At 63.4% G+C, this 20,231-nt stretch carries 10 protein-coding genes, 1 tRNA gene and 2 pseudogenes; 2 read left to right on the top strand and 11 right to left on the bottom strand.

Annotated elements, in window-relative coordinates; translation table 11 throughout:
- Positions 1-771 precede the first annotated feature (771 nt).
- Positions 772-1,617: a hypothetical protein gene (locus H7007_RS07775; protein ID WP_287154480.1), complete on the top strand. Its 846-nt coding sequence runs from the start codon at positions 772-774 to the stop codon at positions 1,615-1,617.
- A 443-nt stretch (positions 1,618-2,060) separates the two neighbouring features.
- On the opposite strand, the gene H7007_RS07770 is transcribed toward H7007_RS07775, so the two are convergent.
- From H7007_RS07770 to H7007_RS07750, 5 genes are all read right to left on the bottom strand, one after another.
- Positions 2,061-2,501, bottom strand: coding sequence for a pilus assembly protein TadG-related protein (locus H7007_RS07770; RefSeq protein ID WP_287154478.1), 441 nt, complete (start codon positions 2,499-2,501; stop codon positions 2,061-2,063).
- A gap of 341 nt (positions 2,502-2,842) precedes the next feature.
- Positions 2,843-3,358, bottom strand: coding sequence for a TadE/TadG family type IV pilus assembly protein (locus tag H7007_RS07765; protein WP_287154476.1), 516 nt, complete (start codon positions 3,356-3,358; stop codon positions 2,843-2,845).
- A 623-nt stretch (positions 3,359-3,981) separates the two neighbouring features.
- A complete protein-coding gene (locus H7007_RS07760; protein ID WP_287154474.1) occupies positions 3,982-4,185 on the bottom strand; it encodes a hypothetical protein in 204 nt (67 codons plus the stop codon).
- A gap of 475 nt (positions 4,186-4,660) precedes the next feature.
- Positions 4,661-8,614: an FG-GAP-like repeat-containing protein gene (locus H7007_RS07755; RefSeq protein WP_287154472.1), complete on the bottom strand. Its 3,954-nt coding sequence runs from the start codon at positions 8,612-8,614 to the stop codon at positions 4,661-4,663.
- A gap of 273 nt (positions 8,615-8,887) precedes the next feature.
- A complete protein-coding gene (locus H7007_RS07750; protein ID WP_287154470.1) occupies positions 8,888-10,174 on the bottom strand; it encodes a B12-binding domain-containing radical SAM protein in 1,287 nt (428 codons plus the stop codon).
- Between the two features lie 866 nt (positions 10,175-11,040).
- Between H7007_RS07750 and H7007_RS07745 the strand changes: the two genes are divergently transcribed.
- Positions 11,041-11,133 (top strand) — tRNA-Cys (locus H7007_RS07745).
- Positions 11,134-11,663: 530 nt separating this feature from the next.
- Here the strand turns inward: H7007_RS07745 and H7007_RS07740 are convergent.
- The 6 genes and pseudogenes from H7007_RS07740 to H7007_RS07715 form a co-directional block, all read right to left on the bottom strand.
- Positions 11,664-15,332: an Ig-like domain-containing protein gene (locus H7007_RS07740; RefSeq protein WP_287154468.1), complete on the bottom strand. Its 3,669-nt coding sequence runs from the start codon at positions 15,330-15,332 to the stop codon at positions 11,664-11,666.
- A 16-nt stretch (positions 15,333-15,348) separates the two neighbouring features.
- Positions 15,349-15,876 carry a hypothetical protein gene (locus tag H7007_RS07735; protein WP_287154467.1) on the bottom strand — a complete coding sequence of 176 codons (528 nt, stop codon included), beginning with the start codon at positions 15,874-15,876 and terminating at the stop codon, positions 15,349-15,351.
- Between the two features lie 132 nt (positions 15,877-16,008).
- Entirely contained in the window at positions 16,009-17,781 is a 1,773-nt protein-coding gene (locus H7007_RS07730) for a PKD domain-containing protein (RefSeq protein WP_287154465.1), read from the bottom strand.
- 773 nt (positions 17,782-18,554) lie between these two features.
- A pseudogene (locus H7007_RS13720) lies at positions 18,555-18,647 on the bottom strand (rubredoxin-like domain-containing protein); the annotation flags it as partial.
- A 42-nt stretch (positions 18,648-18,689) separates the two neighbouring features.
- Positions 18,690-19,190 (bottom strand): annotated as a pseudogene (locus tag H7007_RS13715) (ferredoxin-thioredoxin reductase catalytic domain-containing protein); the annotation flags it as partial.
- Positions 19,187-19,474, bottom strand: a complete 288-nt coding sequence (locus H7007_RS07715; RefSeq protein WP_287154460.1) for a glutaredoxin family protein — start codon at positions 19,472-19,474, stop codon at positions 19,187-19,189. The gene H7007_RS07715 and the pseudogene H7007_RS13715, both read right to left, overlap by 4 nt.
- Positions 19,475-20,231: the final 757 nt, after the last annotated feature.

Here is a 20,231-nt window from a genome sequence, read left to right as displayed (position 1 = left end):
AGTATGGCCCGGCCCAGCTCGAAGACCAACTCCGCCGTCCTTTCCTCTATCTCCTCTATCCCCTTCGCTTCCTCCGCAAGACGTAGTATGATTTCGTTCAGCAAGAGAGATCACCCCTTTCTTCCTGTTAACTTAGCTTGTTTTGTCAGGATGATAGGGTGGTCTCTCGACTCTTTTCAACCCGGAAAGCGCCTACTGAAACGATACAGCACCGACTAACCCCATCCCTTCCCCATCCCCGTCATATGGACCCGGAGGACGTCGTGGTGGAGCGAACCCCTTCCGGTGCCTCCGGCTCGCCCTCGGACGAACCGTTAGCAGCCAGACCAACTCGAGCATGGGATTCCCGCCGCCCGCAAGGTAAGACCCTCCCGAGAACTAACGTCGCAAGAGGGGGAGACTGTGAATCCCCACCGGGCACTGCCGCTAATGGATCTTCACAGGGCTTGGGCGCAGGAATCCCATGGAGGAGGAATCCCATGGAGGATAATCTAAAGGGAGCGGCATATCATAAATGAGGAGAACGGACGTGGATACCGAGGAGTGCGTGCGTCGGGTCGGGACCCGGCCGCCCCGCATTCGGACAGAGAATTGCGATCCCGATGATCGGAGGGAAAAAGCGGAGAGCAGAGGGCTGGCGTCGCCTGGCCGATCTTCCATGGGCGGAGAAAAGGTTCTACTTCGAGGAAAGAGGATTCCGCAGAGGGCCGAGTCGGATAAGGGTCGTCGACGTTTGGCTTGACACGGAAGGTTGAAATGCGGCCTCACCGGATGATGGAGAGCACGGAGGGAAAGCGCGTCCTCTTTAGGATGCCGAACGCCGGACACTGCGTAGCGGTCCTGGTGGCGGCCCTCGCCTTTGTCCTGACGGTCCTCATGCCTTCCGGATGCGGGAAGGCGGAGGAGACCAGGGAAGAGAGCTTGGCCCGGATAACGGAAGCGGCCACCGCCTTCCTGGACGCCCTGGGCGACCTCCGGGTGGAAGTCCTGCGGGAGATGATGACCGATGAATACCTGGAGAACAACCAGGTTCCTGACCCTATCACCAGGAACGACCTGGTGGCCGCACTGGGCTATCTGGCGTCCTACCGCTTTTCCCCCGACCGGGACGTCGTCCTCGCAGATGGGCGGGCCACGGTAACCGTGGCCCTGGAGATAACCGGAAAGGGGGAGAGGGAAGAGACCCTCGCCCTCAAGTTTGAGGAGGGAGCGTGGAAAGTGGACGCCTTCACCGCCCTCGACTGGTCCCGTCGCCACCCACCCTCGGAAGGCGAGGAAGAGAAACGGGCGGAAGTGGAACAGGCCCTGCGGGATTTCCTCATCGCCTGTCTGGACGGGAAAACGGAGTACATCTTCCAGCACCTGAGCCGGGCCTACAAGGAAAAACACCGCCTGGAAAAGCCCTGGACGGCGGCGGAGTTCTCCGGCGTCTTCGGCACCGCCCGCTCCTACGACTTCCACCCCGAGGAGATAGAACTCGAGGATGAAAGCGCCCAGGTGGACGTGACCATCGAGTTCGGGACGCGGGGAAACCTGGAATCGGAGACCTCCCGGGTACGCCTGGTCAGGGAAAAGGGCGCCTGGCTCATCGACGCTTTCCCTTTCTTCATCTATTGACCGCCTGAGCAAGCGAAATCCGCGGTCACGACATTAAATCTCTCCGGACAGTGCTTCATGGGCCTATATTTTCCCGCCGCCAAACTAAGATTTTCATCCGTCGCGTAAACCATCCGTAAGACCTTTCGCTGCCCTAGCGCCAGGTGATGCAAGTCGTAATAAGGGCGCGGATAATGAGCGTTGGAATCGAGGGCCGCTTCTGCCGCACCCGGACTAGGTGATGCAAGGGGTCGACCCCCGATCGACCGCTGCCCCATAAATCTGGCGAAATCCCTCCACGATTGTCCAGGCCTTCCCGGATCCCCCAGTTCCGCACATACAACGCCGGACAAGGCCAATTGGAAGAACAAGCTCGGAGTGGTTCTTCCGGGATGTACTGGGGATACATCCGCTGCTATGCGCAAGAGCGACGGCGCGCGGCACGGCCGGGCATCATCCCGCCGTCATTCAGGACTTTCGCGACGCGGAACGTCATCCGAACCCTGAAGAAGCCCGCCTTGCGAGAGGTCCAGATAGCAGCGTGCGGTGGCGTTGAGGACCGCTCCCTCCGGTTTCAGAAAAAGCCGTTCCGTCCTGCGGCTCACGCGTACCGTTACCCATATATAGCTACCGCTGCCTCCCGTTTCGCAGGAGAGTAGCTGGCATCCATTGCGCCGGGCGTAATCGCCGGCTGCCCCTGCGGGGTCGCTCCCCACCCCGAAGAGGGGGGTTAGCTCCAAGCCGGCGGCCTTGGCCGCGGCGTCGGCTCCCGTCTGGGCCTGTGCCCTGGCCGCGTATAGAAGGGTCACGTCGTGAAGGACGAGCGCGAACAGGAGAATCACCGGCACCAGAGCCGCGGCGACCACGGTTATCCCCGCCGCCTCTTCCCCCGCAAGCCGCCGCACGACTTGCCGGAAAACCCCCACACGGGAGGCCGGATAGAATCCCGGAAAACGGGAGGCCTCCCTTAGGGCGAACCCTGATGGGGCAGGGAATCGATGCCTTTGCTTAAGGGCGGCGCGCGGTCTGCGGTCGCTCATGGCCTCAAGACCTCCAACCCGGGAAACAGGCATTACCGACACCTGCCTCCGGCCATGCCCAATCCCCCTTCAAATCTCGTTCCACGGCGTGGAACACGTCCCCGGGGCTGAGGCTCAAGGACTTCCAAGAGACTGTCCCGCCGTTTGCGGTGCCCCCTTCGCCTGCTCACTCGCAAGACCTTGTCCATCCTCGGACCACGGCCCCCTCACGCTCCCTCCCGATCGTTCTCGATGCGCATCTCCGCGCTGCCGTGAACTGTTACCCGGGGGAAGAACCTCTCCACCACCGGGAGGGCGATGGGGACCTCGTAGTCCACCTCCACCCTTATCCATTCACCGCGCTTCCGTGGGCCACTATCCACCCTGACCGTAAGCCTCTCCTGGTCCAATCCGGAGGCGGCGCGGGCCGCAGCGCCCTCGATGAGGGCCAGGTTCCCGGTCTCCACCCCTTTCCTGGCACCCTCCCGGGCCGCGGCGGTCACAGCAATCTGAGCCCGCATAACCAGGACCGCTTGGGCGAGGAGGAGGAAGAGCAGGAGGAGGAAGGGAAGGACCATGGCGAACTCCGCCGTGGCCTGCCCTTGAGGGTCGCGGAAGAAAAGGTACACGTTCCGGAAAAGGGAGGTCCGGGAGAAGCGCTTCCTACCCCCAAGGACATCGCGCTCACCCGTATGAGAGGGGTATTCCGACCGCTCCTCGACAATCCAGCGACAGTTCGGCACCTTTCCTCCCTTCGCCTCTCGGATACCGTCCCGGCTCCCGCCGTAGCGCGCTTCCTGCCGGGGTGCCTTCCCCATGTGGTCAACGGGCGACGACAGCCCCCCGCCCACGCTTCTCCTCTCTCCTCCACCCGCGCCGCCATGGGGAAGGACACAGCGGATGTTATTGACCTTCGTCATAGGCCAGCCGATCATCCCCGTCGAGAAGCCGCAACCGGCCCGAAGGATCCCCTGTCCCCCGCTTACTCCTCCTACCCGGGGCGTCGCCGCCGGGAGAGGAGGAGAGCAGGTCAGCGTTCCGTTTCCGGCGGCCCGCGTGGAAATGTAAGTTCTTACAGGTAACCTCCTTACCGTGGTCCTCCGGTCCCCGTCACCCGAATTGAGAGGCCCCACTCCGGAGATCCAGCGGGTGAGGCCTCCGGAGGAAGCCGGAGAGAAAACGTGGCCCGAGGCATGCCAGAAAACCGACACACCATTATTGCGCCATTACGGCCCTCCGCTCCGAAAGGCAGGGTGTGTCGTTTCGGATAGGGCCGGAGTTCTTATCGGGACCCTTCCCGGATGGCCCCTCGCGCCCCGACCCCGGGGAGAGGGCTCGGTTGGCTGGTTTCCGGGGGTGGAGGAAGCTATTCCACCGTCTTGAAGCTCTCCTCGCGCTTCCCGCTCTTCACCCCCAGCTTCTTGAGGATCTCCTCCGGTATCTCCGGCGTGACATAGCCCACGATGTCGTTGTAATGCTGGATGAGGAAGCGGTCTCCCCGGCGCAGGCCTATGACCATGTCCGCGGCCTTGGACCTCAACTCGGTGGTGCTTATTATCTTGACCGCCATCTCTCCTCCTCCCCGAAGATTGAAATGTTATATATGTTATATTACATATCAATCAAGCGGGGGTCAAGCCCTGCCGGTCTCGTCGCCTCGCAGACCGGTGGAACACCGCTTCCCCGGAAGGCGAAACCCCAAAGAAAGGGAGAAGCCTCTCTGATATCCTGGCGGAAAACCAAACCAGAAAGGAGTTTCCCCCTCATGAGAATCTCAGTATAAACGGCGATCAAAGTTCTCGCAGGGACTCATCTTTCCAGGACTCTCGGACGGTCCATCGATTATCCTCAAACCCTGATGTGCTTGCCAACGCTGCAGAAGCGAGGTATACGCAAGAAACCGTGAGGAGGAAGACGCGCTCTATATCTGTAGTTCCAAGAGGGAGGCGATGAGCAGCTCAAAGGGAATCCGGCTTGTAGGTCTCGCAGTCAGGTCTTCCTAACGCCCCTGTCCCGTGGACAGGAATAAGGAGTTCAGGGGATATCTACCACGGATTATGGGTCACGCGAGCCTCGCCGGAGACGGGGGACAGGTTCCCTGCCTCGTCACGAACTTGTAGGGCGAAGGAGAGTTCCAACGTCCCGGCGCCCTCTTCGCTCAAGCCAAGGAGGTGGCACAGCACCTCCCAGGGGACGAACATCTCCTCCGTGGCCCCGGGCTCGCTGGGAAGGGGCTTTCCCTCCGCGATGGCGAACCCCTCCTCCCATTTGCCGTTGCAGCCCCCACCATCCGGGGAAACCAGGAGGCAGCGGACCTCATAACACATGGCCCTCCCCAGGCGGCCGTCGTCTCCCGTAGCCGTCCAGGAAAGCCTTATACCCTTTAGGCGGCCGTCTTCCACCACCGCTTCCGCCGCCAGGTCGGTCACTTTCCCCGGCCTGCGGGCGTCCGTCTCCAGGCATCCCGTGTTCCAGGGATCGTGCCCGTATTCCGGCCAGTCGGCGGGTCCTCCCGTGTTTGCGTCCGTCCTCCAGGCCAGGAGCCAACCCTCGCGGGTGCCGCAGAACACCTCGCGCATCCCGTCCGCGTCCAGGTCTCCCACCGCCGGGGTGGCCACCGTCCATCCCCCGGTGAACTTGGGCCAGCCTCGTGCCTCCCCGCCCTCCGCCCGGAAGGCATGCAGGTCGTAGTAGGAGCTGCCCGCCAGGACCTCCTGGACTCCGTCGCCGTCCACGTCCGCCGCCCCGGGGGTCATGAAGAACATCATGTCGTTCATGCGGCGCGGGAAGGTGGCCAGGAGGCGGCCGTCCCGTACGCTCCAGGCGCAGATCTGGTCGTCCGATCTGACCTGATCGGCGGGGAAGAAGAGGTCCAGCGCCCTACCCATGCCCATGGTGGGGGCAACGTAACACATCCCATTTCCTTCCAGCCGCGCGAAGCACCCCCCTCCCAGGGCGCACATGAGTGGCGCGTCCTGGGATTCCGAAGCCGCCCCCAACCTGTCCCCGTCCAGGCTGCGCGGCATACCCAGGGCGTCGACTCCCAGGAAGGAGGTACCGTCCGCCTTGAGGAGATAGGCCGGGCCCGCCGCGCTTGAGATCCCCACCTCCAGTTTCCCGTCCCCGTCCACATCGGCCACCGCGGCGGGCCCGTTGACCCCCTCCACGACGCTGGGGAGCATGCCCGGGGCGGCCATGGCCAGTTTCGCCGGCCATCCCGGGAGGAAGGCGTTGGAAGGCGCCTCCCCCTCCCCGGGGAAGGTCCCGTCCGCCCGCGGGCGGGAGGTGCCTTGGCGGTACACGGCGTAAACCCTGGCGTTCCCCGGCTTGAACCTGCTCCCGGCCGCGCCGCCCATCAAGGGCCCCAGCAGGGGGAGGGCGAGGGAGAGGAGGAAGGTCTCCGCGGAGACCCACGCGGCCTCGTCGGTGTAGGCCTCGTTGGTCCCGCAGATCACCTCCGGCTCCCCGTCGGCATCCAGGTCGGCCACCGAGGGGTTGGTCACTATCTTGCTTCCCCTGGGGACTTTTTCCTGCTCACGGAAGGTGCAGGTGTGGGTGAGGGGATCCATGCGGGCCACCCTCCCGGGGTCCACCAGCTTCACCGGCCACCCCTCAACGGGACTGCCGTCGGCATGCCAGGCGTAGAGGTGCTGGTCCAGACAGGCGGCGATCACCTCCAGACGGCCGTCGGGCGGGACGTCCAGGTCGGCAAGGACCGGGCCCCGCAGGAAGCCGCGGTCCAGGCAGTTCCATCGGTCCAGGCGGTGCACACGGTCGGGAACCACCCGCGAGGCGTACCACTCGGCGGGAAGGGCCCCTTCCGTCCACCAGTCGGCCCGATCGGGGATGGAGTACAGGGGGTTGGAGCGCACCGGGAATCCGGGGAGCAGCTCGCCGGCGGCGTTCCAGGCATAAACCCTTCCCAGGCCGTCGCCGGCCACCACCTCCAACCGCCCGTCGCCGTCCAGGTCTCCAACAGCGGGGGTCCCGGTCACCGAGGCGTAGACCGCCTTGGGCAACCCGCCGGATTCGAAACCCCGCGACCCCAGGTGCAGGGGGAGGGGCGTGGTATGCACCGGCCACCCGGGCAGCTCGGAGAAGTCCTCGCGGAAGGCGTGCACCTCGCCGTTCCCGGTAGCCAGGATGAGCTCGTCGATGCCGTCGTCGTCCAGATCGGCCAGGCGGGGGGAAGCGGTGAGGTCACCGCCCAGCCGGAAGGGCGTGCCCGGGTAGGCATCCGAGTCGTGGAAGCAGAAGAGTGTCTTGCGGTCCTCGCCCCAGTTGCCGCGGTCGTCGCGCACCCGTACCCGTATGGTGAAAGCGTACCGGTTGGGATCACCGTTCCCTCCTCGGCGGGGAATGCTCTCCTGCACCAGGCGGTACACCTCTCCAAGGTCCAGGGTGGCCAGCACCCCTTCGAGGGGCTCGTAGAGGAAGTCGGCCCCTCCCAGGGATTTCCATTCCCCCTCCGCCGGGTTCCAACCCGGTCCCCATTCCACCTCGTAGCCGTAGGAATCGGCGCGCACCGCGGCCACTCTACCCTCTATCTCCATCTCCACCTCGTTGGGGTCCCGCAGTTCGAACCACCGCGGGGAGCGTATCTCCGCCTCCGGAGGTATGCGCCCCTCGGCCACCGCCTGGACCGCCCGCAGGGCGTTCACCCGGCCGTACCCGAAGTAGGGGTCCCAACCCGGCCCGGAGGGAAACCTCCGGGAGGGCCCGAGCAACCCGTCCAGGAGCCCCAGGCTGATCCTCCATTCGCCGGGAGAGAAATCGATGTCGTCGGCGGTCATGGTGAGCAGCTGCTTGACCTCGTTGGCCGAAAGCGGCGATTCCAGCCCTGGGTAGCGCCACAGGTTGCCCTTTCTCACCTGGTCCTCGGCGGCGGAATATACCAAGGCGGCGATGCCGGCCAGCCTCCCCGTGGCCCCTGAGGAATGGCCGTCGGAGGGGGTGGCGAGATGGGTGTGCGCGCCGTAATTGGTAAGCCCTCCCAGATAGAGAAAGGAGGGCGGGAACTGGCGCAGCAGGAAGCATCCCAGGTCCGCGTATTTCTGAACCGCGTTGACCTGGATGGTGCGCTCGTAGGTGGAGGGGTAGTTCTGGTGCGCCGACTCCTCGTCCGCCGCGGAGGCTATCACCGCCACCCCGCGGGACCAGGCATAGTCCACGGCCGCCTGCCCGAAGCTGGAGACGTTCACCGTGCCCAGGGCCTCCAGCACCACCCGGGCCCCGGAGTCGACGGCGAATACCACCCCCTGCGCGAAGCGGTTCACGTCCACGATGAATGAATCGCCAACCCGTATCACCAGGAGCATGGCGTTGGGGCAGGTGCCCGGGATGCCGTTTCCGTTTCCTGCCTCCCCCGCGGCCCAGACGCACTCCGCGCTCCCGTGACCGAAGTCGGCCTCGTCGCGGGGGTCGTTGTCGTCTTCCAGGAAATCCCATCCGGAGATGTCGTCCTGGTAACCGTTGCCGTCGTCATCCTCCCCGTCCGAGAAGGCCCAGATGAGATCCTCGGGGTCAAGGATGCCGTTGGCGTTGAGGTCCGGGACCCGAGGGTCGCCCTGGTAATCCTCCACGTTGAAGACACCGTCGCCGTTTATGTCCCAGCGGTCGGCACCTAGGGGAGGAGTGAGTTCCCCGGGGTTTAGGTATATCTTTCCCGCCAGCTCGCGCATGACCCCCACGTCCTGCCACCGGATACCGCAGTCCAGCACGGCGATGACTACGTCGGGGCGCCCGGTGGTCACCTTCCAGGCCTCGTCCACGGAAGCGCCCATGACCCCCTGGAGCTCTCTGCGTTGGAGGTCGGGAAGGAAAAGCCCTATCATCAGATGGTAAAGAGTGGAAGCGCGCTGCGAGGTGTATTTCCAGTAATCCGGGTCCTCCGGCCGGTAGTCGTCAGGCGGGTTCGCGCTGTGGCAGTAATCCTCGTAGCGGCTGGGATCCTGCCCGGGCGGCGGTGGGGGCCATGGCGTTTCGGCACGCGCAGGCACTGAGACGCATATAAAGACAAGCATGAAAAACATGGCGAAGGCAACCCTTCGCCTCCGTCGTGCCGCCTCTCTCTTTGTGTGCATCTAACCCCCGTTTCGTCCCCCATGAACAATTTAAAATTATATGACCGTTTACTTCCATGGCTCAAGCGGTCGATGTATGGCCCGGCAAGCCCTCAAGACCGCCCCTGATCTTTTTCTGTAGCCCCTCCCGTCTTCAAAGGTGATGCCCGAACGCCATGACGAATCCACCACGCTTTCAAGCTGGCTGGGTCAGCCTCCTGACGCACCGGTACCCGGCCCACGGAGGCGCTCGTAGTTGCTGCGCCGCTCCAGGCCCTCCACGCGGAACAGGGGATCCTCCCCGATGAGCTCGCACAGCTTTTCCATGCTCAACCAGTTGTAATACAGGGGGCGCAGGAAATCGGGGTCGCCTCCACTTCCGAGGAAGGTACCCGACCTTGGAGGACGGCGGCGCACCTCCTTTCCCATGCCGGTGTATTTGTAGACCCTGATCCAGGCGTTGACTCCCACGGTGTCCGGTCGCACGGCGCGGAAGAAGTCCAGGAGGTCGCGGACCTCGCCTTCCTCCTCACCGGGAAAGCCCACCAGCAGGTCCACGGCAACCCGGAGGTCCCGGCGGCGGGCGAGCTCTACGAAGCTCTGCAGGTCGAGCAGCCCGTACTTCCCCGTGGCCAGGGACCGGGAATCCACGGAAAGGGTCACCGAGACGGCGCCGCTTCTGCGCAAGAGTCTGAAGAGCCCCTCGTCATGGGGGAGGGGTTTCATGTACAGGGACCACTCGAGGTCCAGTCCTGAGGAGATCCATAAGTGGAGGAGCTCCTTGCAGGAATCCAGGTCCTGGTTGAACTCGCAGTCGCAGAGGTGCAGCTCGCGCACCCCGGCCTCCCGCAGGGAGGCCAGCTCGGACACCACAGCCCGCGGGTCCCGGGTCCTCCAGGGCAACCCCGCCTCAAGGCAGAAGTCGCACCCTCCGAGACAGCCGGTTTGGGTGGTAAAACCTGCCAGACCCCTCTCCCTGAGGTAAGGCCCGTAGTCCACCCACCGCCCCCTCGCCGGAACCTCTCCGCGGTCGAAGGAATGTTCCCATCCGTCCACCAGGCGCGGCATCTCACTGCCCGCCTCCAGGTAACGCAGGAGGTGGGGGAGGGCCCGCTCCCCCGGACCGTAGACGGCGCAGTCCGCGCCCACGTACTCCGCGACCTCCCTGGGCCCCGCCAGGAGGGCCGTCCCTCCCACCACCACCGGCGCCCCGCAGACCTTTCGCGCGACGGAGATGAGCTCCGCGAACTCGTCGAGGAAGAAGAGGGGGTCGTGATAGAGGGAGGTGTCCAGGTTGCGCAGGGAAAAACCCACCAGGTGGGGACGGAAGGCGGAGAGCCTACCGGACAGTTCTTGCGCCGGCTCCGGCGTGAAGGCCAGGTCCACCACCTCTACCTCGTGCCCTTCGCGGTCAAGGTAATGGGCCAGGTATTCCAGCCCCAGAGGGATCACCGGGGGCTCCAGGTAGCGGTTGGGATTGACCAGAGCCACTCTCATCCCGCACCTCTCCTTTACTCCGCCTCTTCAGGGTGCCTGCTTTTGCGGGCACAAGACAGCTTCGCTCCTTCATCGGGATTCAAACGCCCTCACCAGTATCAAAACGTCTTCACCGACACTTAAATGTTATTCCTCCGCTCAACCCCTGTTATCGATTTACCCCGCTCAATCCTACCATTAATCTCTCTGAACGGCGACAGAAACACTCACCGTTCAGTTCGCCATGAAACTCCTTGAGCCGGGACTCAAGGACACCGCCTTCCACAACCTCAGCCAGGTGGGGAAAATGTCCATATGCGGTCAACGCCATTCTTTTCGGCCTCTGCTCACCGCAAGGCCGGTCCTCAACTTCCGGTGACGCTCCTCACCCTGAGAATCCCCCCTGAGAACACGGAGACCTCCTCCTTGGCCTTTTCTGTCAAGGCGGTTCCGAGGCCCTCATGCCCTTGCATCCCGGGGGGAGTCCCCGGTTGCCCATCTCTGCTGGACCTCCAGCCTCGCAAGCTCCGGCCTCCCGAGGCTTTCGTGTCTTATCCATAGATCGACACCTCTTTCCCGTGGTTATAGAAATCCCACCTCCATCCGGGAGGAGAGAAAAACAACGGGAAAGGTCTTACCGAAGCAAGCGTTCACCAACCGGGGTGATTCCGGTAATATCGCTTGAGAAAGCTCCGACGGAGGGATGATGGGGTGGGTAGTGTCCGGAACACTATATGCCACTAACACATTTCGGGTAGCTCCGTACGTCCTTGGGGAAGGTTGCCACTTACTTGAGATTACACTAACCGGCAAAAGATTAATATATTTTATTTATTCAATATAATAATCTTATAATTTCCACTGAGACATTGTAATTGAGGTGCATCGGGGGGTACGGGACTGGGTCCCCCGCGGGCTGCAAACCCGTCGGCCGGCCGTGAAAAAGCCGGGGTGGGTTCGATTCCCACTGCCCCCCTCCAATTTCACGAACCGTCACCTGCCGCCTACGGGCATTCGGAACGATCGGGGCTTGACCGCCGGGGTTTGAAAGCACGCCTGAAAAGGCAAGCAGAGTCGAGCACATACCCCGCCTGCCGGTCTTGAATCCGCACCTAACGGAGGGCGGCTTCGCTCTCTCTTCCGATCCGCCGGGCGACCGGTTGTGGATGCAGACCAGGGCTTAAGTCACCGGCATGGAGCATCCTTCGCGCCGGCTCTTCCACGCTCTTATGGATAACCTGGGATGACGCGCTGACGAGCTTTGAGGGGAATGACGGCCGCGGACCCAACCCCCCGAAGCCTCCGGGAGGTCGCTGCGCAAGCCCGTATATCTTTCAGGCGGCATACCCCATCCCGCGCTCCTGCCGTCTCTCGCCGATTCCGGAAAACGGCGGCCCCACCCGCGTGGGGCGGGGCCTTCCGGCATCACCATGAGCTCATGACGCAAGCACCCCCGGCCTCCAGCCCTCCAGGGAACCCTTGGGCGGAAGAGCCCTTTTCCGGTCCACCCTCAGGGATTGAAGGTGTAACCGGAAAGGGTATCACCCGCGGGCAGGGAGCCGCCGTAGAGGCTGTAGATGGGCCGCTCGGCGATGACCGGGCGGTCGCTCATGACCTCCACGGATACGTCGCGTCCCGGTCCCACGATGTCGTTGACCTTGACCGTCACCCTGGTTCCCGGCGGCACGGCGACGGTGCGCAGGAGCTGGGACGAATCGTCCAGCATGAAGCGCAGGGATACCCGCGCTTCATCATCACTGGGGTTCATGAGGCACAGGTATTCGTCGAAGCCCTCGCGCGTGCAGCCCTCGGCGAAGTACCAGGAGGATCCGGCCTTGTTCACCCCCATGGCGTTGGAGCCTTCGTCGATGGAGGAAGCGTAGAGGAAATACATGGGCCTCTCCGCCACGATGGGGAGGTCCGACCACACGCGGGTGGAGACGTCGTGCTGCCTCGCCACGTCGTTGTTCACGTTGACCGTGAAGCGGGAGCGCGGCCTGAGGTGGTATTCCCTCTCGATGCGACCTCCGTCCTCCATGACGTAGGTTATCCTGGTCTTGGCCTCCCGGTCGTTGGGGTTCATGAGGCATATCCACTGGTTGAACCCGGTGCGCGTGCAGCCCTCGGCGAAATACCATTCCGTTTCCGGGCGCCCCGCACCCATTACGTTGTGCCCTCCGTCCCACATCCCCTGGTAGAGGAAGTACACGGGGCGTTCGGCCACCACGGGAACGCCGGAGGTGACTCGCATGGACACGTCGTGCCCCTCCCCCACCTCGCGGTCCACCATCACCGTGCTCCGGCTCCACGGAGGCACGCGGTAGACGCGGCCCAGGTAGGCGCCGTTCTCCAGCATGTATTCCACCTGCACGGCCGCCTCCTGCTCCCCCGGGTTCTGCAGGCACAGCCAGGTGTCGAACCCGGAGCGCGTGCATCCCTCGGCGAAATACCACTCCTGGCGAGGGAAATGGGCCCCCTGAGCGGTGTGCCCACCGCGCAGCGGCCGGTTTCCCTCTCCGCGGTAGGTGAAGTACATGGGCCTCTCGGAGACGATGGGCCGGTTGGAGGTCACCTGGATGGAGACGTCCTTGCCCGTCCCAACGGCTCCGTTCACGTATATGGTGTACCGTGAATGGGCGGCAACCAGGTAAGTCTGTGCCGGGGCCGCGCCCTGCCCCTCACCCAGCTGGTAGTTGACGCTGACCACAGCCGGCTCGTCCCCCGGGTTCTGCAAGCACAGCCAGGTATCGAACCCGGGGCGGGTGCAGCCTTCGGCGAAATGGTTGGTCTGGCTGATGTTGTTGCCCACGAAGACGGTGACCTCGCTCGCCCCCTCCTGGTGCGAGCGGTTCCCGGCGGCGTCCCAAGCCTCCACGCGGAGGGTGTGGTAACCGTTCTTCAACGTGGAGGTGTCCCAGGAGAGGGTCCAAGGCGGCTCGGTGCGCTCGCCGATCGCCTTCCCGTCCACGAAGAAGGCCGCCTTGGATACCATGAGGTTATCGCCCACCTCGGCCCTTACCGGGACCATGCCCCGTACCCATTCCTGTTCGCGAGGCTCAACGACGCTGGCCGTGGGGGGCGTCACGTCGCGATAGAAGTCGATGGGCTGAGGCCTGAAGGTGCGCCCGGCCCGGTCCCTGATCTCCAGCTGCAGGGTGTGGCGGCCCTCCGGAAGACCGGTGAGGTCCAGCGAGGTGCGGGCCTCGGCGACCGTCTTCACCGGCGCGCCGTCCACCATCCAGGTGATGGAAGCTACCCCGGACACGGCATCCTCATAGGAGGCCTCCACATCCATGAGGTCCCGGAAATAGGCACCGTTGGACGGTGCCGTTATGGAGCCGATAGGGTCGGTGTAGTCCGCCCGGTAGGTGAACTCCACAACCGGGGAGGTGTTGCCCGCCCGGTCCTCGACATAACAGCGTATGATGTGCTCCCCCTCCGGTAGTTCGAAAGGCTGCATGAAGGCGGTCCAGGCGGCCGCGTCGTCCAGTCGATACCAGGCGCGATGGATACCGGAAAGATTGTCCGAACCGCTGACCGCGGGACCTGTGCCCGGCCTCTCCCGGTACCAGCCGTTCTCCCCGTCAGGCGGTGAGATGACCAGCTCGGCAGAGGGCGGGGTGCGGTCCACGCACACGCTGCCGTAGATGTTCTCCGAGGTGCGCATGGCGGTATCCGTCGCCACCACCTTGATATCATACCGGCCCTCGGGAACGCTCCCGCCGGGGAAGGTCACTTCCCAGGGGGCTTCTTCGTCCCTCTTCCCGCCGGGCCACTCGTACCACTCCCCACTTCCCGCGGCTCGATAATAGAAATCGGCGTGGAGGATGCCCCGTTCGTAACCCTCTGCCTCGGGGGCAAGCAGCCAATTGGCTGCGCGGTCGAAATCATCGTAAGCCCGGGCGCGGACGGTGAAATCGCAATTGTGGTATGCCCCGGGGTTATCGAGGAACACGGTGGGGTCCACGTCGTCCTCGCGCTTGGTCATGACCACCGCGTGGGGGCCCGTTCCCGCCGCCGCGGCGTAGAAGCGTTCCCCGTCCGAGCAGCAGTCGATGCAACCCGGGTGGTCATAAGGCATGTTGAGGTAGAAGAGGTCGTCAACATGATTCCATGCGCTTTCCTCTCCTGTATGCGTGTTTATTCTGCCTGCTCCTTCCGTGCCAAGAGTTCCTCCTGATTGCCGGAAGACCATAAAAATGGTCGTTCCCTCCGTGCATAAATTAGGATATGAGTTATGTGACCCAAAATACCCTTTATCTATGCCTGACTCCCAAACTCCGTTATAAAACCGCGAATAACGGACGCGGTGGTTGCCGCTCTCCAGGTGCCGGCCGTCGGCGGCCACCATCACCCGCCGGTCGCCGCCGTCCCTCCATACCCCCACCTCGGGCCAGGAGAGGTCCACGCCCCCCGCGGCGGGGATGATCTCGTAGTGCCTCCAGCCCAGACCGGCGTCCTCCGTCAAACCCTGCCATACAGGGTTGGGGGGTCCGGACAGGCGCACGTAGTACAGGCTGGCGTTGAGCTCCCCGCCGCTCTCCAGGCAGGGCTGGGTGGCGGGGACGCCGTCCCCGGCATCGGAGGCGCAGGAGACGTTGAGGGGGGTGAGCTGGAGGTCGAAGCGCCGGTAGAAGACCTCGTTGCGCCCCGTGTAGTCGGAGACGTAGGCGGCGTGGAGCACGGATCCGGAGAGGGCCAGGTGGGCCTCGTAGTTGTGCCATCCCGGGGAGTAGTCCATCCAGGTGCGCCAGGTGGCCCCGCGGTCGGAGGAGAGGGCCACCACCAGGGCCCAGCGGCCACCCACCAACTCCTTCCAGGAGAGGGCCAAGTAGCCGTCACGCGCCTCCAGGTAAGCGTCGCAGGCCGGTCGGGAGGGATCCAGGTCCATCTTTTTCACCGGCTCCCATTCAAGGCGCTCCCTATCCGCGGCGCGGTAGAGCCAGACGTCCGCCCCGTCGTCCGCCGCCAGGTAGAGGCAGCCCCCGTCGGCGGCCATCTGCACGTGGCGGGGGTTGGGGAGGCCGATGACCGCCTCCGCCGACCACCCCCGGTAGCCGTCCCCGGGAGCCGGGTAGGCTTGCGCTCCTTTCGGCTCGTAGAAGAGGATGAGCGCGAGGCTCAGGAACACGCACCCGGCGATGAGGGCGCGAACGATAATCCGGCGATACCCTCGCATCCCGCTCACCCCCGGCTCAGGGCACGAAGGGGGCCTCCGCCTCGGTGTAGCCTAAGGACTGGCTTCCACCGGTGATACCCCCGGGATAGTTGAAGTACATGGCCCGCTCGCAGATGATGGTGGCCTCGTTGTCCCAGCTGCCCACCACCACGGAGACGTCCCCCTCGTACCCGTACCTCTCCTTCAGGACGTGCTTCACGTTCACCGAGGCCCTCTGGCCGGGTTCAAGCTGGTCAGTATGAAACCCTATTTTGCCATCGGGTCCGTAGAACTCCATGGTCACGAAGGCCACCTTCCCCGTGCCTCCCATGTCCGCGGGGGGATTGAAGACGAGGATGTACTCCTCGAAGCCGGGGCCGGTGTAGCCCTCGGGGAAATACCAGGTGCGGGAGCCCACCCCCTCCGTCCCGTAGGCCTGGGCCCTCTCCCCGCGCAGGGCTCTGGCCAGCCAGAACGAGCCCAGGGCGCCGCTCGCAAGCAGAAGGCAGGAGAGCAGCCCGGCCAGGAATACCTTTCGGGGTTCGATGACCACTACCTTCACCACAAGACCTCCTTTCTCCGGGAAAAGACGTTCCGGGGAGACCCCCGGAGGAGCCGATCACGCTCAATACGCCCGGTTAAACCGGCCGCCGTTGCAGGCTTGATACGCCCGCTCACACCGACGGACTCCAGGAATTCAGTAAAGAATCACGTATTGGGTCACGCTGTCCGTGTTCCCCCCCTCATCGGTGACCGTGAGGGTCACCGCTATCCTGGCGGGGATGATGTTGCTCTCGAAGACCTGGAAGAAAGCGCTCGCCCCTCCCCCACAGCTCCAACGGTAGGAGACGATGCGCCCGTCGGGGTCGTAACTGCTTGAGGCGTCGAGATACACGCAAAGGGGGGATTGGCCCTCCGAAGGGGTTATCGTGAACCTGGCGACCGGCCTCTGGGGGCTTATCGAACTCTGGCCCGCGACCCTCCCTTCCCCTTCAAAGCGCGGCTTTTCCTCGTCCCGAGCCGCCTGGGCCCCATCCCGCTCCCGGATCCCCGATGCACCCTCAACGCTACCTGCCCTACCGCTTTCCTCCCTCACCTCCAGTTCACCACAGCCCCCCAACTTAGCTGGACCTTTGCGGGCTTCGCGGAGTGCGGAGAGGACGGTCTCCCCACCGGCTTCCGAGGCCCCCCAACCCGCGGCGGAACTGACCCCCTCCCCGCCTCTGGCCGACACGAGATATATGGGCAGCAAGAAAACCAGTCCGACGCCGAGCGAAAGCGCCGCCAACCTTAGGGCCCCGGCCAACCGGGCCCTTCGGGAAACGGAAGCCCGCCGGGTCCGCTCCGCACCGTTTGAGGTCCCGCTCCTCTCCTCCGAGAGGAAGCTCCCTTCGCCGCTCTCCCCGTGAGCCGATTCGACCAGAGGGAAATCCCGTTCCGGCAAGACATCCGGCCTTCGCGCCCCGTCTGGTGAGCCCTCCTCCACGCCCAAGCCGTTGGGTCCCTCGAGTGAGTGTTCATGGACCGTGACCCTCGGCGCGGAGTCCCGCTCACCGACCACGGCCGCCGTAGGCGACACCTCCTGTGAGGACCGCGAAGATCCCACTCCCGGCTTCCTTCCAACCTCCGGATTTCCAACCGAGGTCCCCCCGGAGCGGTTCCAAAGAGACGAGAAAAAGCGGCCCCCCGGTCTTTTCCCCTCTGGATGCACCTTGCGGGCAGCCCTTTCCAGGTCCTGCCGGATGGAAATGAGGGCATTGAGCACATCGCCTCTCCGGTTCTCGATCCCCTTCCGAGACGCATCGCCATAGTCTCTAGCCAGACTCGCGACCGTGTCTCCCAGAGGGGAGGCATGGGCGTCATTTGCCGACACCAGGAGCTTCTCTGCCAGTTTGCCGAGGGCGAAGAGGTCCGCGTCAGGTCCCGGGAGGCCGCCGTCCATGATCTCTGGTTGTAGGCAGGAAAAGTCGGGGGCGCTCACCAGCTCCAGGAAGGGGTGGAAGAATTCCGCCCGCAGAGCGGGATCCTTCAGGGTCACCGATCTGCGCGGCAGGTAAAAGACGTTGCGGGGCTCGAGAAAAAGGTGTAGGAACCCGGTCCTGTGCAGTCCTTCTAGGGCCGAGACGATGCCCTTCAATATGTCGAGAACCTCCTCACAAGACAGAGAAGGCCTCATGCGCAGGTAATTATCCAAAGAAGGCTCTCCCAGTTCCGGAAAAGCCAGGTAATACCCCTCCTCCTCTTCGAGCAAGCCTCCCTCTATAGGAAGAAGGATTCCTTGGACGGCGCTTTCCGCGAGGAGATTTACGGACTTCAGGTACTCCAGGCCCAGGATTCCCAACCGGTCACTGACCTTGATCACCAGGCGGCGCCCGTCGAGTATATCCTCAACAATGTGGGTGAAGGCCAGACCGTTGCTCCCCCGGGTCTTCAGCAAGGAGAACCTCTCGGCTATTATCTCTCCGCCCATGTGCCCCGAAACCCCAGGATACACTCCAACCGTCCACAACAAGCGAAAGCAAACCAATATTAGCCGAGAGGTTGATGATTGTCAAGATATATATGTTGTTTAACTTATGAGACTTTTTTTCGGGAACTCGAATTTGGGTAACCGCATTATACAACATAATCTGCCACCGGAGGTTATTCCTTCCATTTAAGAGGACTTCTCCCTTTGCATGTCAGGTGTTCTTTATGTTCCTTATTAATTTCATATCCAAACCCGGGAGACGACACTTTAATCCTGCCCATCCGCTTGTTCATCCAGAGCAGCAAGGTATCCTGTCGACTTGTTTTGAGCCATAATCCGCACAGGGAGAGTGCGCAGCTCTAACATAGCGTCACCGCCGCTTCCTTCGAGTGCTGCTTCCATTCCCCTCGCCGGAAAAGAGGAATCTTACAGGCTAGTATCGACGGGCCGAGACGGCGACGGATCGAGGGCGTCAGGGATTCCTGTCTTAAGCAATGGTTTGGAAAGGGCCTGTCTCGTCTCAGACAAAAGCCACTCCATGGGGGCGAGCTCAAGGCGTCGCCCCGCTCTATTTAGATCACATATGCCATAAACTGGCCCTACCGTCTGGAGGACCGTCCTCCATGTGGCCGTCAAAAGACACCGTCCACCCCCGGATGATGCCCTATATACACTGCGTCATATTGGAGCGACTCTCGCCGTTCCATGAATAAAAGGGGAGAAAAGCCCATTTCGTAGCCTGGAAACCGCGCTCTTCGAGTAAAAACGAGGGGTCAGAAACTGAATAGCTCGAAGCGGTCGGCGGAGGCCTTGCAGATGGGGCACTCCCGGGGAGGTTTCTCCCGGGCCGCCAGGTACCCGCACACCTTGCAGCGCCAGACGGTGAGCCTTTCCGCGCCCGGTAGGGGGAAGGGCTCGAAGCGGTCGGCGGAGGCCTTGCAGATGGGGCACTCCCGGGGAGGTTTCTCCCGGGCCGCCAGGTACCCGCACACCTTGCAGCGCCAGACGGGGAGGCCAGCGGATGTAGCGGCCTGTTTCTTGGCCCCCTCCCGCCTGCGCTCCAGCCCCTCGGGCTCCGGCCTGCGCTCAGGTATCTGCCCCTCTATCTTCCTCTTTCCTTCCAGGACCTCCTGGGTCACGTACAGCGCTCAGTAGCACTGGCCGTACTCGTCCAGGTCGGCGTCCCTGTAGTCGCAGGGGCAGATGATGTCCAGGTCCTTCTCCCTCTCCCCCTCGCCGAAGCGGCAAGGGCAGAGCATGTACCCGTAGCGCTCCCGGTTGCGGTACAGGCCGTCCACCAGCATGAGGGTGAAGTCCCGGTCCGGGTTGAGGTGGTAGCCCGCCGCCTCCGCCTCTTCGTGGAGCTTGCGGTGGAGCTCCAGCACCTCCGGCGGGTACTCCTCGCTCAAAGCAGGACCTCCCGGTAGCGCTCCTCGTTGAACCCGGCGATCACCTCGTCCCCGTCCACCACCAGGGTGGGAAAGGTACGGCGCGGGTTGCGCTTCTTGACCTCCTCGAAGACCTCCTTCTGGGCCTCCCCCTCCAGGAGGTCCACGTACACGTAGCGGTAGGCGAGCTTGTTCTCCTCCAGGAAATCCCTGGCCTTCCTGCACCACCCGCAGGTGGACAAGGCGAAGAGCAGCAGGTCGTGCTCCGCGTTCTCGCCCTCGACCTTCTTAAGGTACTGTTCCATGTCCCTCACTCCTTTCACAGGCCGTTCACGGGTTAATTCTTCCCCTGGAGCGGCCCCTTAAACCGGCAGCGGGATCGGAGGCACCTTCCTCTTTCCCCATCCCCATTCTTCCTTGTCGCGATGCGCATGAGCCATGACATAAGTCACCCGCGCCCGGGCCCAAGCTGGCGCGAATAGCCCCCGGAAACCCATAGGCCGGGCAACGGACGGGCGGAATCCCCTCCTCGTCTCCCCGCTTTAATCTACCCTGAAAAACGAGGTCTCTCCGCGGCCGGAACTTCAGGAAGCGCGACGGAGGTGGCCCGGGTTGGCGGAATCCCCTCCTCGTCTCCCCGCTTTAATCTACCCTGAAAAACGAGGTCTCTCCGCGGCCGGAACTTCAGGAGGCATGACGGAGGTCACAGGGAATGGTGCCGTAGCAGGAAAGGAATATCGGAAGATGCAATGGACAGAGGCGCCGACCCGGCCATCGACCGACTCGGCAAAGGGTGCGGATTCACCCATTATGCCGGCACAACACATCCGCCAATAAGGGATGTATCCGGAGCGCGACAGAGCCATGGTTGGGCTCATCCAGGCTTTCAGGCGAGATGGGAAAGGAACCCCGGTATATGCATCGGTTTTAGCCGTAAAGCGGGCGGATTGCTCCTCCTTTTTTGATCCGGCAGAACATGCGCCTCACGAAGAGGCATCGAGGGTCCGGGGGCAGCGATGATGATATGGGGCGGCCATTCAAAAATGATATAGGGCGACCACG

The organism is Candidatus Solincola tengchongensis (assembly GCF_015711935.1).
Classification (GTDB): domain Bacteria; phylum Actinomycetota; class Geothermincolia; order Geothermincolales; family RBG-13-55-18; genus Solincola_A; species Solincola_A tengchongensis.
Note: the sequence above shows the minus strand (reverse complement) of the source record. Positions and strands in the feature narration are given on the sequence as shown.